At 42.3% G+C, this 15,834-nt stretch carries 15 protein-coding genes; 8 read left to right on the top strand and 7 right to left on the bottom strand.

Going from position 1 to position 15,834, the window contains the following annotated elements; all coding sequences use genetic code 11:
* Positions 1–3: 3 nt before the first annotated feature.
* Entirely contained in the window at positions 4–1,149 is a 1,146-nt protein-coding gene (locus G5S32_RS16300; protein WP_165313136.1) for an ABC transporter substrate-binding protein, read from the bottom strand.
* Positions 1,150–1,617: 468 nt separating this feature from the next.
* Between G5S32_RS16300 and tnpA the strand changes: the two genes are divergently transcribed.
* Complete coding sequence (gene tnpA, locus G5S32_RS16295) at positions 1,618–2,079, top strand: IS200/IS605 family transposase (protein ID WP_165310119.1); 462 nt, start codon at positions 1,618–1,620, stop codon at positions 2,077–2,079.
* Positions 2,080–2,198: 119 nt separating this feature from the next.
* Here the strand turns inward: tnpA and pyrC are convergent, their stop codons facing one another.
* Positions 2,199–3,233 carry a dihydroorotase gene (pyrC, locus tag G5S32_RS16290; protein ID WP_165313134.1) on the bottom strand — a complete coding sequence of 345 codons (1,035 nt, stop codon included), beginning with the start codon at positions 3,231–3,233 and terminating at the stop codon, positions 2,199–2,201.
* 282 nt (positions 3,234–3,515) lie between these two features.
* Between pyrC and G5S32_RS16285 the strand changes: the two genes are divergently transcribed.
* A complete protein-coding gene (locus G5S32_RS16285) occupies positions 3,516–5,336 on the top strand; it encodes a hybrid-cluster NAD(P)-dependent oxidoreductase (protein ID WP_165313132.1) in 1,821 nt (606 codons plus the stop codon).
* Positions 5,337–5,578: 242 nt separating this feature from the next.
* Here G5S32_RS16285 and G5S32_RS16280 read toward each other — a convergent pair whose 3' ends face one another.
* Positions 5,579–6,187, bottom strand: coding sequence for an AraC family transcriptional regulator (locus G5S32_RS16280; RefSeq protein ID WP_165313130.1), 609 nt, complete (start codon positions 6,185–6,187; stop codon positions 5,579–5,581).
* Between the two features lie 202 nt (positions 6,188–6,389).
* On the opposite strand from G5S32_RS16280, the gene G5S32_RS16275 reads away from it, so the two are divergent.
* Positions 6,390–7,493: a 1-acyl-sn-glycerol-3-phosphate acyltransferase gene (locus G5S32_RS16275; protein WP_165313128.1), complete on the top strand. Its 1,104-nt coding sequence runs from the start codon at positions 6,390–6,392 to the stop codon at positions 7,491–7,493.
* 59 nt (positions 7,494–7,552) lie between these two features.
* On the opposite strand, the gene G5S32_RS16270 is transcribed toward G5S32_RS16275, so the two are convergent.
* Positions 7,553–8,125: a leucine-rich repeat domain-containing protein gene (locus tag G5S32_RS16270; RefSeq protein ID WP_165314174.1), complete on the bottom strand. Its 573-nt coding sequence runs from the start codon at positions 8,123–8,125 to the stop codon at positions 7,553–7,555.
* A gap of 172 nt (positions 8,126–8,297) precedes the next feature.
* The gene (locus G5S32_RS16265) at positions 8,298–8,600 is read right to left on the bottom strand and encodes a YfcZ/YiiS family protein (protein WP_165313126.1); all 303 of its coding nucleotides are present in this window, start codon (positions 8,598–8,600) and stop codon (positions 8,298–8,300) included.
* Between the two features lie 405 nt (positions 8,601–9,005).
* Between G5S32_RS16265 and G5S32_RS16260 the strand changes: the two genes are divergently transcribed.
* Entirely contained in the window at positions 9,006–9,467 is a 462-nt protein-coding gene (locus G5S32_RS16260) for a TetR family transcriptional regulator (protein WP_165313124.1), read from the top strand.
* A gap of 270 nt (positions 9,468–9,737) precedes the next feature.
* A complete protein-coding gene (locus tag G5S32_RS16255) occupies positions 9,738–11,861 on the top strand; it encodes a methyl-accepting chemotaxis protein (RefSeq protein ID WP_165313122.1) in 2,124 nt (707 codons plus the stop codon).
* 30 nt (positions 11,862–11,891) lie between these two features.
* On the opposite strand, the gene yjeH is transcribed toward G5S32_RS16255, so the two are convergent.
* Complete coding sequence (gene yjeH, locus G5S32_RS16250) at positions 11,892–13,145, bottom strand: L-methionine/branched-chain amino acid transporter (RefSeq protein ID WP_165313120.1); 1,254 nt, start codon at positions 13,143–13,145, stop codon at positions 11,892–11,894.
* 285 nt (positions 13,146–13,430) lie between these two features.
* Here yjeH and G5S32_RS16245 point away from each other — a divergent pair, with 285 nt between their 5' ends.
* The 3 genes from G5S32_RS16245 (at position 13,431) to G5S32_RS16235 (ending at position 15,495) form a co-directional block, all read left to right on the top strand.
* Entirely contained in the window at positions 13,431–13,874 is a 444-nt protein-coding gene (locus G5S32_RS16245) for an Lrp/AsnC family transcriptional regulator (protein WP_165313118.1), read from the top strand.
* A 3-nt stretch (positions 13,875–13,877) separates the two neighbouring features.
* Positions 13,878–14,807 (top strand): LysR family transcriptional regulator, encoded by a 930-nt coding sequence (locus G5S32_RS16240; protein ID WP_207621652.1) that lies wholly within the window; start codon positions 13,878–13,880, stop codon positions 14,805–14,807.
* A 73-nt stretch (positions 14,808–14,880) separates the two neighbouring features.
* Positions 14,881–15,495 carry a LysE family translocator gene (locus G5S32_RS16235; protein ID WP_165313114.1) on the top strand — a complete coding sequence of 205 codons (615 nt, stop codon included), beginning with the start codon at positions 14,881–14,883 and terminating at the stop codon, positions 15,493–15,495.
* A gap of 56 nt (positions 15,496–15,551) precedes the next feature.
* Here G5S32_RS16235 and G5S32_RS16230 read toward each other — a convergent pair whose 3' ends face one another.
* The gene (locus G5S32_RS16230; RefSeq protein ID WP_165313112.1) at positions 15,552–15,776 is read right to left on the bottom strand and encodes an FxsA family protein; all 225 of its coding nucleotides are present in this window, start codon (positions 15,774–15,776) and stop codon (positions 15,552–15,554) included.
* Positions 15,777–15,834 lie beyond the last annotated feature (58 nt).

Here is a 15,834-nt window from a genome sequence, read left to right as displayed (position 1 = left end):
GTTTTAGTTTCCGTAACGTTTAAGCCACTCTTTTTCGAGCGCAACTTGCCAACTTGGGTGAGGTTCTGCAACCGATTTGAACTGCTTTGTGTTTTTAGCACTGCCGGTTAAATATTGATTACTCAACACAGAAGGGTCGCCCCATACCGTTAGCTCTCCTTTGCGAGATTGCGCTTGTGGGCTTAGTAGGAAGTTAATCGCAACTTGAGCGCCGGCACTGGCATTAGCATTCCAAGGAATCGCAAGGAAATGAATGTTAGATAGAGCACCAGAATCAAACGCATACGCGTTGGTGGTATCGGCTAAATTTCCGCTGGCCTGTGCAGAATATACAGCGTTTGGGTTGAAGGTTATCGCCAAATCAATCTGACCATCATCAAGCAACTGGATCGTTTCACTCGTACCTGAAGGGAATTGTTTTCCACCACGCCATGAAACCGGATGAAACTCGTCCAAGTAATTCCATAGTGGTTGAGTGACCAATGCAAAACTGGCGTCGTCGACAGGTTTCATTAATGACGGATCGTTGTTAGTCAATTCAATTAACAGCGCTTTTAAGAAGCTTGTACCGTGAAACTCAGGTGGCTTTGGGTATGTTAAGCGATTTGGAAATGCTTTCGCGTAGCTCAGCATCTCTTGGAAGGATTTTGGCGGATTGTTGAGTTTGGCTTTATTGTAAATGAACACGAGCTGCCCAACACCCCAAGGCGCTTCGAGTCCTTCGGTCGGTACAGAAAAATCTTTATCAACAGGAAGAGTTCTATCAACATATTGCCAGCTCGGCAATTGTTGAACGAAAGGTCCGTACAGTAAGCCGTTGTCTTTCATAGATTTGAAGTTTTCACCGTTAATCCAAACCATATCGACACTGCCACCACTGTTTTTGTTCGCTGCCTTCTCTGCGAGCAAGCGAGTAGTAGTTTCGGAAATATCGGAAACTTTGACGTGTTTTAGCGTCACGTTATATCGAGTTTTTAGCTCGTTCGCTGCCCATTGAATATAGCGGTTGATCTCTTGACTACCTCCCCAAGCATGAAAATAGACTGTTGCGCCATTTGCTTTTTGTTCTACGGCTTTCCAGTCTTCTGCAAATGCGGAGGTGGCAAACAGTGAAGCGATGATCCCTAAAGTGCTGAGTAGCTTTTTCATAAATTTTCCGTGTTCATTTGGCGACTGTTATCTTTCTTGTACTGGCTATTGAGACATAGCTGTGCTTTATAATGTTCATTACTCTCAAAATTTTTAACGAATTCAGAGTATTAAATGTGTTACGTCTAAGACAATTATAGGTGCCAAAAGAAATTTGTCGCTGCTAAAAATTGGGTGAGTGGATATAGACCGAATGAGTTGGAAAATTCTTTCGCGGTGGGTGAGCAAAAGAACAGGATAGTTAATTGGAAAGTGTATTTTTATCAGTAGGTAGTGATTGGGGTCTAGAAAAGAAAACGCCCAATGGAAGATATTGGGCGTTTATTGTATAGAGAAAACCCCCAGCTAGGCTGGGGGTTCCGTAAAGCTTACAGCTATAAATCAGTTATATAACCCCTTTCAATTTGATAAAAACGTCTTGTGGTCTGGCAACTACAAGAGTTAATTAAGAATTGAAAGGGGGTCCCAATGGGGGACGAAAAGAGCTTAGCGCACACGCGCTGGAACTGTAAATACCACATAGTCTTTGCACCGAAATATAGAAGACAAGTGTTCTACGGAGAAAAACGTAGAGCAATAGGTGAAATATTGAGGAAACTATGTGAATGGAAAAATGTGAACATTCTTGAAGCGGAATGTTGCTCGGATCATATCCACATGCTTTTAGAAATACCGCCCAAAATGAGTGTTTCAGCGTTTATGGGGTATTTGAAAGGTAAAAGTAGCCTAATGCTTTATGAACGATTCGGGGATTTGAAGTTTAAATATCGGAATCGTGAGTTTTGGTGCCGAGGTTATTATGTAGATACGGTAGGTAAGAATACGAGCAAGATACAGAATTACATAAAGCACCAACTAGAGCAGGATAAAATGGGAGAGCAATTGTCGCTCCCGTATTCAGGTAGCCCGTTTGCGGGCCGCAGGAAATAGTCATATGCAAATGTCAGATCACTACGCGCCTGCTAGGGCGCTGCCAGTAGGAGAGCCTTATAGGCGCATATGAAAAACCACCGGCTATGCCGGTGGATACTTTTTTTATCAGAAATTTTTTATTCAGATAAAACTTGCCAGTGGATAGACTCACCAGCACGAATCGGGACCACAGTTTCACCGCCGAAAGGCATGCTTGCAGGAACTTCCCATGAGGCTTTGGTCAACGTGACAGTGCCTGTGTTGCGAGGAACTCCGTAGAAATCAGGACCATTGTGGCTTGCGAAAGCCTCCAAGTTTTCTAGTTTGCCTTCTTGCTCAAACACTTCCGCATAAAGTTCCAAAGCTGCGTGAGCGGTATATGACCCCGCGCAGCCACAAGCCGCTTCTTTCTTACCTTTTGCGTGAGGAGCAGAATCTGTACCTAGGAAGAATTTCTTGCTACCTGAAGTTGCAGCAGCCACAAGCGCGTGTTGGTGAGTTGCGCGTTTTAAAATCGGCAGACAGAACAAGTGAGGGCGAATACCGCCAACCAACATGTGGTTACGGTTAAACAGCAGGTGGTGGGCTGTAATAGTTGCTGCCACATTATCTGAAGCGTTATTCACAAAGCTAACCGCTTCTGCTGTTGTAATGTGTTCCAACACGATTTTAAGGTTCGGGAAATCATTCACGATTGGATCAAGAACCGTTTCTAAGAAGGTTTTTTCGCGATCAAAAATGTCGACTTCGTGAGTGGTCACTTCGCCGTGAACAAGTAGCAACATGCCTTCTTCTTGCATGGCTTGCAAAACAGGGTAGATATTTTTCGCATTGGTCACGCCCGAATCCGAGTTGGTGGTTGCACCCGCTGGGTAGAGTTTTGCAGCAACAACGGCACCAGAAGCTTTTGCTTGGCGAATGTCTTCGGGAGAAGTGTTATCCGTTAAATACAGAGACATTAGCGGTTGGAAAGCTGCACTTGGGTTTTGCGCCATGATGCGTTCACGATAAGCAAGTGCCATTTCTGTATTGGTTACTGGTGGGACTGTGTTTGGCATAATAAGCGCGCGCCCGTTATAGCGGCTGATGTCACGCACGGTATCCGCGAGAACTTCGCCATCGCGAAGATGAACGTGCCAGTCGTCAGGACGAGTGATCGTAAGTGTTGTCATGAATTGCTCCCACCATGAAGTCATTTGAATGATTGGAGCCTAAAGAGAAAATTTGCGTCACGCAAACGCTTCCGTTTAGGCGACAGGATGATAGAGTAAATGGCTTTCCATTTCATCTTTTTATTTGTGTCTTTTGGTTGTTGAGAGCATTTTGTCTTAGCTAATTGATTGAAACAATGGCTCATTTGTGTCATTCATAGCCTTGTTCTCTTTCACTATATAAGCCACAACGTTAAGTCGATCGGGAAACTAATTTTCTAACTATAAGTAAGGATGTGTGTCATGTCGTCAGCGGTACTTTCTCAAATCAATGTTTATCCAGTGAAATCTGTGGGTGGGCTTTCCTTGTCTACTGCATGGGTTGAAAAACAAGGTTTGATGTTTGACCGAAGATTCATGCTGGCGTTAGCGGACGGCAGTATGGTAACGGCTCGGAAGTATCCGCAAATGGTTAAGATTCGATCTACTTTGACTCCGGATGGTCTGATTTTTACCGCGCAGGGTAAATCACCGCTGGCGATTCGTTATGCTGAGTTCAAAATGCAAGAGTCGCCTGCTACGGTTTGGGATGACAGCTTTATCGCTTACACAACCACAGATGATGCGGACGATTGGTTCAGTGACATTATGGGGCAGCGTGTTGAACTGTTGTTTACGGGTCAGCAGTCTAACCGTGTTCGTGCAAAGTTTGGTCACAATGTCAGCTTTGCAGATGGTTACCCACTACTGATTATTAGCCAAGGCTCGTTAGATGAACTGAATCGTCGTAGTCCAGAACGTCATCAAATGGATCAGTTTCGAACCAATCTAGTTGTATCGGGTACTGAGCCTTTTGCAGAAGATGGTTGGAAACGCATTCGTATCGGAGAGGTGGAGTTTGAAGCACTCAAGCCTTGTGAGCGCTGTATTATGACCACTGTCGATCTTGAAAAAGGTCAATATCGTCCAACCAAAGAGCCATTACGTACTCTGTCACAATTTCGCGCCAACGAAAGAGGAGGTGTGTTCTTTGGACAGAACCTTGTTGCGATAAACGAGGGTATGATTCATGCCGGAGACAAAGTTGAAGTTCTTGAATACAAAGAAAAAGAATATTACCCAGATTTAGGTCAACGCCACTACCTAATGACTTGCGTAGAGCGTGAAGAGATCGCCCGCGATTTCGTGAGCTTTTGGCTTGAACCACAACATGGTGTAATACCTAATTATCAACCGGGGCAGCATTTACCTATCGAAATCGTAGTTGATGGGGAGAATGTTGGCCGCTTCTACACTTTGTCTTCCAGTCCTTCTCGTCCGGGACGCTTGGCTATTTCAGTAAAACGAATTGATGGTGGACGTGTATCTAACTGGCTGCTGGATAATTTACAAGTTGGTGACTCTCTCACCACACAAACACCAAACGGTAGCTTTCATTTATCGGCAGAACACCAAAACCACCCGTTGTTACTGCTTTCTGCTGGAAGTGGCGTAACACCTATGCTGTCGATGCTACGTTATTTGGCTGACAACAAACAGATGCGTGATGTGGTCTTCTACCATCAGTGCCGAACGATTGAAGACATTCCATGCCGAGAAGAGTTAGAAAAAATGGAATTGGAACATCCCGAATTGAAGGTGTTCATTTCACTGACTCAACCCCCTGTTGATTGGTTTGGCTTGAAAGGCCGTCTGTCGCTTTCACATATCAAGCAAGTTAAAGACGTAGCAGCGCGTCAAGTGTTTGTTTGTGGACCTGATGGATTTATGCAAAAAGCGAAAAATTTACTGCTCAAGCAAGGTGTCGCTGAAAATGCCTATCATCAAGAGGCATTTGGTGTAGCACAGCAAACTGTAAAAGAGTTCAAAACGTTGCAACTGAGTGTCAACGGTAATCTGTTTGAGGGTAACAATCAGGCTACGTTGTTAGAACAGGCTGAAGCGGCGGGTATTCCCATTGCAAATAGCTGTCGTGCTGGTTTCTGCGGTGCGTGTAAAGTGAAGGTCGAATCAGGAAAGGTTCATCAGCCAGATGTTCCGGCATTGCAAGAACATGAACGCAATATGGGGATGGCTTTAGCTTGTTGCTGTTTACCCGAAACGGATATTGAAGTGGTTAGCTAATACTAATCGTATTAATTTTCTAATCAAGTCGACATTGAGTGCCGATAAGCAAACCCTCCGAGCCATGGAAGGCTCGGCGGAGCTCCAGGATGGGTTTGGGCGAGTTTGCGTTCAGTGCTCATTGTCTAATATTGAACAGATTAATAGTGAAATTGGTATAATCTGCATTCAATTCGATTAGGAAAGTTCGTATATAAAAAGCCGCCAGTAACGAGTTCGATACTGGCGCTTTTTATGTTCTTTTAGAGTGAGTTGCCAAGCACTAGCTGACACATTTGTTCAAATTGCGCTGCATTACCAGAGAAAAGCTCATCAATAATTGTCTGCAATTTTGTGCCTGATAGCTTGCGCTTCATGGCTTCGCGAATCAGCAAAGCGACTTGATGTTCTTTGCTTAGGTTATCTGGTTGATTTGGCTGATAAAGGCTAAGTTGTTTCGTTAAGTCATTTTCTACGAGCTTTGGCTCAAGTTTTTTAACTTCATCTTTGAGCACTTGCAGTAAATGCGGGTAAACTTCGTCACTTGTTTTCACCGCCTGTATACGATTAAGCAGAGCAGAACTAAGCTCGGTCAGCTTTATAAATCCAGATTGATGTGGAAACTCATCCCTTAGGCGAACTGAAAAATCAACGCGAGTGATGTGAGTATTTGGCAAAAAAGTCAGCGAGCATAAACATTCAATAGGTATCCAAATCGCACAACCTGCTTCAATGGCATATTCTTGTTTGCCCAACTTAAATAAAGCAAGACCGCGGTTAACTTTGACTAAACTATGCTTAGTGGCACGCTTGCGTGGCGTGACTTCCAAGTATGGAAATGAGCAGATTTCAGATTGAATAGCGTAGTTCATACGAAGCCTCATTAATTTAAGGGCGCTAAGATTAACGTTTATCTACTGAAAAGCCAAATATCGTCTAGGAGATAGAAGGTAATCAGACAGAAACTAATTTGTTGTTTTCTGGTCTGACCTTGTAATTTATGTGCTTATGATAGCTGCGAGCCATTACGAGTGCGCGTAGAATAGCCCAGTTTTTTATTTGATGTATGAGAATATGACTTCAACCACCGACCCGTATCAAGAAATTCGTCCTTATAACGATGACGAAATTCATGCCGCCATCGAACGTCTTATCAATGATGAAGAGTTTATCACAGCGATACTTGATCATCGTTTTGAGCGTCAGCCTTCATGGCTAAAAGCAATGATGAGCCCATTCGTAAAAGTTTATCTTAAATTTAAATGGGCGAAACTGACCTCAGTTGATGCAATTCAAATTGAGGTGAAAAAGTATTTAGAAAAAACACTAGAGCACACGACCAAGGGTGTCACATACAGCGGTTTAAGTAAGCTCGATAAGAATACTGCTTATCTGTTTGTGTCTAACCACCGTGATATTGCTATGGATCCGGCTTTAGTTAACTACGGTTTATATGAATCTGGACATCGTACAGTACGTATAGCGATTGGCGATAACTTGCTTAAGAAACCTTGTGCAACTGAATTGATGCGCCTAAATAAAAGCTTCATTGTAAAACGTTCAGTTAAAGCTCCCCGCGAAATGATGAAAGCTCTTGGAACTCTTTCGTCGTATATCAAACACTCTTTGGACACTGGTCATTCGATTTGGATTGCTCAAAAAGAAGGTCGAGCAAAAGACGGTAATGATTTTACTGATCCAGCAATCCTAAAGATGTTTAACGTAGAAGGCCGTAGGCAAAAAGTTGAGTTTCCTGAATACATAAAATCACTAAAAATTGTTCCAGTTTCAATTTCTTACGAGAATGACCCTTGTGATATAGCCAAAGCACGAGAGCTTTATGAAAAAGCGACTCATGGTAAGTATGAAAAAGGTGAATTCGAAGATATTGAAAGTATCATTAAGGGCATTATTGGCGATAAAGGTCGTGTACATGTCGCATTTGGTGACGTAATTACTGATACTTATGAAACGCCAGAAGATTTAGCTCAAGAAATTGACCGTCAAATTCACGCGAACTACAAGTTGTTCCCGATAAACTTGCTAGCAGCAGGAAAGGACGACGCAGATATTACACCTGCTGTGAAAGCGAAATTGGAACAAAAATTGTCTCAGTTACCGCTTAATGCTCATCAGTATCTAATTGATAGCTACGCAAATCCTGTTCGAAATCGCTAGCAATTAAACAATAAGAGAAGCTAACAAGCTTCTCTTATTGTCAGCTCGTTGTCTAATCATCAGCGAGCGACTGCGCCACCCAAGGTTAAATGAGTCGGCCACTTTGTAATGACATTTCCACCTAAGTAAATATTTCCTTTCACTGTCATCGTATCTGGGAAAGTGACAATTTTCGATCCGCCTATATATAGGCTTCCCTCAATCACAATACCTTCCGGCAATTCTGTTAATAGTGTTCTGGAAACACTCAAATCCCCTTTAACCTTCATGTTTGACGGCAGTTTTTCTAATGGCGTGTCAGTAAAGTTTAGGTACCCCCCCACTTGAACACCAACTGGCCAAGATTTAATTTGAGAACCGAGAAAATTGGCGTAGCCGCGAATCTTAGTGCCTCGTTGTACGAGCTCAAGTTGGCTGTTTGAGGCATCTAAACTACCCATGACAGTTAAATTTTTGGGTAGAGATTTAATGGATGTCTTTGCAATGTTGAGATTGCCTTTAACCTCTAACCCATCGGGTAAACTGGTATAAGGCTTGTTTCTCAAGTCGAGGTTACCGTAATTATCTAAATGATTAAGCATACGGTACTGGTCTAGGGGTGCAGCATTCAGAGGTAAAGAGCACAAAGCCATGCATAGCGTCCAAGCCGATAAACGCCAAGTTGAGAAATACATGTTTTTCCTAAATCTCTTAATAATAAGTATTAACTATACTATCGGCAGGATTAGCAATGTCTTCAACGAACAATAAAATCGAAGGGGTAAGATCACAAAAGCGAGCTTAGAGCTCGCTTTCGAAGGCAAATTATCGCATCAGTGATCGCGATTTAAGTTCGAAGATGAGCTTTTCAGCACTGACTTCAAATTTGAAGCGTGCATTCAATTCAGTAGTATTCTCGTCCATAGGTGTTGTTTCGAACTCCACAGCTGAACAGACTTCTTTTGCTAGAGCTACATACTTATCTAATTCGCTTTTTAGTTGGTCTTGATTAGTGGCGAAAATAGTCACTTCTGCAACTTCATCACCTTCCTTGATAAAAAAGCCCATTTCAGCAGAACAACCACAAGCTTCACAAACTTGGTTTACTTCACAGCTTTCGTTACTCATCTCACAATCCTCTTACAAAATTTAAGGACATTCTAACCCCGTATCAACAGGTGTTCCAGATAAATGATAATGCAACAATGTATGAATGCTGATTGATATTGTTGACATAGTTAACAGAATTAGGAGTGTGATAATAGTCGAAAATTGGACGTTATGGTGACATTTTCTTGTCATTACGGCGTTTGATGCATTGTCATACTAATTCGTTTGTAAGATTATTCTGTAGTGAAGGTAAGGGTGTTTCATGGATTATTTCCATATAGGGATGCAGTTTTAAAGGATATTTAATTCATTCTAAGTGAATGAAAGAATATTTTCTTACAAAGGTGGATTGTTTGCTGGAGCGATTCAGCAATATTTGATTCATTTTAATTTTGATGAATTTGTACACAAAGAGCTATTAAGATGCCGAAGCGTAGTAAAGAAGATACAGAAGTGACCATTCAGACTATTATGGATGCTGTTGTCGACCAACTGTTAAGGTTAGGCTATGACAAAATGTCATACACCACACTAAGTCAGCAGACGGGAGTATCTCGAACGGGCATTAGCCACCATTTCCCGAAAAAAACAGATTTTGTACTCGCGTTAGATGGTCGGATTTTTAATCTATTTGTGGCGCATTTGGATTTTGATCATGGGGTCGATTCATTCTCAAGCTCATGGCTTAAAGGGTTAGATAATTCAGAATTTCTAGCTATTTTACGTTTATTTTTCCATCACATAGTTGCTGCAGATAAAGCGGAAGAGTTTTCCTATAAAGGCGTAGGACGCATGTACAAGATGGCGCATGAAAAGTTAGGTGAAGGAAGTGATAAGATTGTTGAGTGGTTAATTGGTAAATCACTCATCGAAATGAGTAAATAATCGCTTAATTATTTCTAGGGCTTGCTTTTGCAAGCCCTTTTTCGTTTTTATAACTTACAAATAACCAAAATGGTGCATAAATGCGGTTGTTGCGCGCTAATTTAGTGATTGGCGTTGTATGTGGTGTGGTGATATTAACTGTATGATTTTTATTAGTATAGTTAACCTGTTTGATATATGAAGTAAATATAGAACAACGTACTGATGTCTTATTTTTGGAACGCTGATTGCACATTGATGCACATAACAATACAAAAATAAGGAAATTTTATGCACTTAATGCCTGGAGAAAAAAGGTGGCTGCCTTGGTTTGGTAAGACAGGAAAACTGGCAATGCGCAAAGCATGCTGGTTTAACCGTAAACGTAAAACCTCTCTAGAACAAACATTTGAAAATATTGCAAATACTCGAGTTAAAATCCTTACGACTTGGGCTGAAAATCAATGGGCATTTCTACACGATGCTTCTTTATATGTGTCTACCAAATCACAGCATGAATATAAAGAAACGTTAACCCGCTTATTGAATCGCAGTTCGGATTTATCCGAGTTATTTATTGTATCTGCGCAAGGCAACATTCTTGAATCTACCTTCTCAGCACAAAAGAACAAAAAAGTGTTTTCACCACAAGCGTTAAGTGAGGGGATAGTGAGACCATTTTTACATGGTCCGTATCGCGACGATGTGACTCTGGCCATTGGTCCTTCAAGCTCCCACTTTCATGATGAAGTGACATTGATGTTCTATCAGCCTCTAGATCTTAGTGATAATACCAAAGGGTGTTTGTGTGGACGAATTCCTAATGATGTTATCGGCGATCTAATTCAGCGCGAGGCGGGACATATTTATAGTGAATCGGGCGATAACTACTTATTCATGGTGACATCTCATTTTGATCCTTCTATCAAACAAGGTGCCGCACTGTCACGTTCTCGATTTGAAGATAATCATTTTTCTCATGGCGAGAACTTAAAAGATGGGGTGAATACCAAATGGGGTGTGGTTAGAGTGAGTCGCCATACTGAATTTGAGATTGTGTTCAATGATCCTGCAACCAACAAGCTTCATCCCGGTGTGAGGGAAACCATTAAAAATGGCCATAACCTATATATTGACTATCCAGGTTACTCTGATTACCGACATATTCCGGTGATAGGAAAGGGTGTGACGTTTACTATGCCCGGATCTAAAGACCGCTGGGGGATGATGTGCGAATCTGATCTCGAAGAGGTTTACCGCCACCGCTCGGTTTCCCAAAAGCTCGATCAGCAATTTGCATTAAGTATATTTGGCCCGTTGCTTCTCCCCTTCATCGTTCAGATGTTCTACCCATTGGCACCTGATCTGTTTATGTTGCTATCAGTGTTGTTCGGTATAGTCGCTATTGGGCTGTTCCATATTTTTACCGCTAAGCCCATGGCTAATAACCTGGAAAATATGACACAAGTCATGCAGGTTCTTGCTGAAGGAGATGGCAACTTAACTCGCCGTTTAGAAGCCAGTAAATTTAAAACTGATGAAACTGGAGATTTAGGGCGGTGGACTAACAGTTTTATTGATAGCCTTGAAGGGATTATTCAGGAACTGGTATTTGCTAGTAAGGAAGTTCAAAGTGTTTCTGAATCAATGTTCCGCCGTAGCCAGTTACTGCTTAGTAGCAGTGATATGACAGCAACTTCAATAACGGACATGCTTTTGCTCGCAGGTGTGCAGAGTCAGGAGATTAACAGCGCTAATGATACAGCCACGGAGATGCATGAACTTATGCTGCAAACGGTGCAAGCAGCACAACTTGAATATCAAAAAGCGGCTGAAAGTGCTCAGGAAATTAAAAATATCGTTCAATCTTCGGCACATACTGTGAATGAAGTGAATGAGGAAATGCAGAAAATTGGCAATATCGTCTCCGTCATTACTGAAATAACGGCACAAACCAATTTGCTTGCTCTCAATGCTGCTATCGAGGCTGCGAGAGCGGGTGAGCATGGTAGAGGGTTCTCTGTGGTTGCGGATGAAGTGAGAGTGTTGGCGAACAAAACATCGCAAGCGGCAAACAGCATAGGTGAGTTGATGACGTCGCTGCATACTCAATCAGAAAGGGCTGTAAACTATATGCAAGAGGGAATTACTAACGTTGAAAACAGTACTCAAGTTGTTGATGAGTCTTCTCGTAGCGAACGTCTGCAAACATCGGTGACAGGGCTATTTACGCTGATTCAGGGTATTGCTCGTAATAGTGAGGAACACAGGCAAACGGCTGATGAAGCACAATCGACTGTGCTAAAACTTCAGGAGGCTTCATCACAGTTGTCGCGTAGAACCACGCTAATGCAAAACTCGCTTCAACGGCTTGATCAATTGGTTGGTCGCTTCGAAGTACGTAAAGCATCTTAGAATTCAGGCGGGATATCCCGCCTGAAATTTTTACGCCGGGTGTCTAGTTTTCGCTTCTCTTTGCCACGGGATGGCAAAAGCAGAAAATATGACAAGAGCATAAAGCATTGACCAACCAAGGCAGATAAATACGCCTGTGCAAAGAAGCAGAGCAAGGATCGCGAGAAACTTTTGAATGCCCTTTAGTAATTTATAGGCTGCTAGCATGGCGAGCAGATAGACTAAGACAAACACACCATTAGCGAGTTTAAGGAAAAATTCCAAATCCAGATTAGAAAACTCGCCAATTAGACAGGAAACTAATAACACACTGAAAACAAGCCAAGTTGCGTGAGTGGGCACTCCTCGTTTTGATAACTGAGCAAGGATACTGTCTGGACGATATTCGCGAGCTTGCGCCCAAACCATTCTCGACAGGCTTTGAGTGTATAAGTTGATGCTGGCAAAGCAAGCGAAGAATCCGATGACGCTTATTATAATAGTCAGACGAGGACCAAACAGTTTGTCACTAAGCCAAGGTATTGAAGTGCTGTCAAACTCTGGTGTACCGAAAGCACCAAACTTCAAGATAACGACTGAGCAAGCCCAGTATGTAGCACCTGCGACGAAGCATCCAACTAAGATCGCGATAGGGAAATCCCGTTGTGGATTTTTGAACTCTTCACCCATATGGGCGAAAGCTTCAATACCCACAAAACACCAGAACATCACACCTAACGCTGCACCTATTGACCAAATGGAGTCGGAATCTAGTGTTGGCATTGATAAATCAGTCGATCCCACATCTCCAATCCAGAGAAATGATGCTACTAGGGCAAAAATGCTCATGGCAATGACCGTCTGTAGGCGGCCAGAGGACTTTGTTCCTGCTAGGTTTACGCTAATAAGTAGTGCCAACGTGAGCACTTGTGCCAAAATGGCGTTATTGAACTGAGCAGGTAACAATTGCTGTAAAAAGCCCGCAGCTAAGGCGACAGCAGCGGGTACGCCTACAGGAATGACGCTTACAAATAGCCAGGCAACTGCACGCTCTAATCTGGAGTTATACGCTTTGCGAACGAAATACGCAGTGCCGCCAGCACTAGGGTATTTTTTCCCTAACGCTGCAAAAGTTAAAGCAACAGGGCAGACCGCCACAAACAAGATTAACCAGGCCCACAGTGAAAAATGTCCTGCAATACCAGCAGCGATTGCTGGAATCATAAACAATCCAGTACCCATTAAGGTGGTTGACAGTTGGCCAATACCGGACAGTAAAGTGATCTCTTTTTTGAGTTGATTCATGCTCTCATTCCCTGATTCTTATTATGTCGCAAAGCTTACTGAAAACTAGATTGCGATGCATCTTGCAAAACGTTGTGCTTGAGTGTCAAAGTGACATTTTTTTACCAAAATTCCGTCATTTTGACGGTGAAACTGTTTTCATAGAGAAACTTGCTGGTATTTGTCAGTAGTCTAGAAATGCAAATTGTGTCAAATTAACCATCAATCAACGGGATAAGTTGGTTATATTTCGACGTTCTACTATGAGAGGAAACGATTGAAAAGTGATAAGGATTGGAATGAGTAATGGATAAATTTGACAGACAAATCATAGAGATACTGCAAGGTGATGCGAGATCGTCTGTGAGTGACATTGCCCGTGAAGTCAACCTTTCTCGATCAGCCGTAACGGCACGAATTAAGAAGCTCGAACAAGACAAAGTGATTTTGGGTTATCACGCCCAAATAGCTAAACCCGATCACACAAATAATGTGAGCGCCTATTTCGCCTTAAAGTTCGATACCTCGGCGAGTTTACATTCCTGTGAAATTTATGCGCAGAAAATATATCTGATTCCAGGCGTGAAACGCTGCCATGCCATCAGTGGAGAGACCGACATGATGCTGTATGTAGAAGTAGAAAGCATGGCAAAGTTAAATGCGATTCGAGATGAGTTACAAAGCTATCCACAACTACGTCATTTGATGACTCATACGGTTTTAAAAGAACTGTTTAACACAGCGAAGTAGTGTTTGATGTCGCCGATAAACCTCAATTTACTTCGCTCACTTAAGGTCTTACTTGAAGAGTGCCATGTCAGTCAAGCAGCAGCAAAGTTAAACATTACCCAATCGGCGCTGAGTCGCCAGTTAAGTCAACTGCGGGACATGTTTGCCGACCCTTTGCTAGTCAGGGACGGTAATCAGTTAGTACCGACGCCTAAAGCAGTCAGCTTACTGAATAAACTAGACCATTGGTTTGTTGAACTTGATGAGCTAATGATCGAAGCGGAATTTGTTCCACTTACCTGGAAGGGAGAGTTTGTTTTTGCTTCCAGCGATTACGTTGCTCAGTATCTTTTACCAGAGATGGTTGAATCTCTATCTGTTTATGCACCTAATGTCTCAATTAAGTATTGCCTTTGGCAGCCAACGTTGTTAGGACAAATGGCAAACTCTGAAATTCAGCTTGCTTCCACTATGTCACCTGAGCCACCTCGAGGCGTTTCTTCTTGGCAGATTGGTGAAGACTACCCTGTATGCGTAATGAAGCGATCTCATCCTTTATCAGAGAAAAGTGTTCTTACTGTCGCTGATATTCTGAATTACTCACATATCAAGGTAATAGGTGGTGGTGATAAGGATACCTACATCGACCAAGCGTTAGCAGAACAAAATAAGGCAAGGCATATTGCCCTAAAAGTACCGTTCTTTTCCGCAGCTTTTCGCTCATTATGTATGAGTGAGTATTTGATGGTGGTACCTGAGCATATTGCTCGTAATATGCAAAACCATTTTGATCTAGTGTTCAAATCGTTACCGGTTAAGACGCCAAAGCATAAGTATTGGCTGTTATGGCACTCTAAATTCGATAACGAACCTTCTCATGTTTGGGCTAGGCAGCTTGTTTACGACATTATGAATCATTCTGAATATTCGATAGGTTATGATTCTAATTCATAGCAACAATGAAAAAAGATGATTTCAAATAATAGCAAAACATAAGTACATTTAAGAACTAACCGGGAGGGTTTGAATGACAATTACAGTTTGGCTATCACTTTTTACTATTTGCCTGCTGGGTGCAATGTCACCTGGACCTAGTTTAGCAATGGTTGCAAAACACAGCCTTGCGGGCGGACGCCATAATGGTTTAGCAACGGCTTGGGCACATGCTTTTGGCATAGGCATATATGCTTTTATTACCTTGATTGGTTTGGCTGTGTTACTTCATCAGTCGCCATTGTTGTTCAAGACAATTAGCTACGCAGGCGCAGGTTACTTGGCTTATTTGGGATTTAATGCCTTGCGGTCAAAAGGTGGTGTGGCAGCGAAGCTAGAATCAGGAGAGACGGTAAGTGCATGGCAATCTGCTCGGGAAGGATTTATGATTTCCCTGTTGAGCCCAAAGATTGCTCTATTCTTTATTGCATTGTTTAGCCAGTTTGTTGCTGTCGGGCATGAACTGACTAGCAAAGCAATTATTGTAGTGACCCCGTTTGTCGTGGACGGTTTGTGGTATACCTTCATTACTTTCCTTTTATCGAGTCCGCTGATTCTCGATAAACTGCGTTCGAGAGCTGTTTTAATTGATCGTCTATCAGGAATTGTATTGTTGCTGTTAGCTGCGCGAGTCGTGCTTACGGTTTAGGTCTAACAATACTTCATGGATATATAAAAAGAACCCCTCTGCATGAGGGGCTCTTTTTAATATTTGGCTCTGGAATTCACTTCTTCAAACTCGCCATCGATTGTATTGCCATATGAGCGATTGTTCTGAGCTTGATAGAAGGGGCGGCGTTGCATTTGACTCTGTAACCTTTTACCTGTGATAAGTGCTGCAATTGTTAGCGGAATAGCAAGCAATAAACTAAATGCAATTGCGAAAAATCCAGTAATGAGCGTCAGTGTGGTAATAAGAAATCTATTCATTGTCTGCTCCTGTATTAATTGCATTCATCTTAACTCAGTCCAGATGAATTAAACATGA

The organism is Vibrio ziniensis (assembly GCF_011064285.1).
GTDB classification, from domain to species: Bacteria; Pseudomonadota; Gammaproteobacteria; order Enterobacterales; family Vibrionaceae; genus Vibrio; species Vibrio ziniensis.
This window is presented reverse-complemented; position numbering and strand designations above follow the sequence as displayed.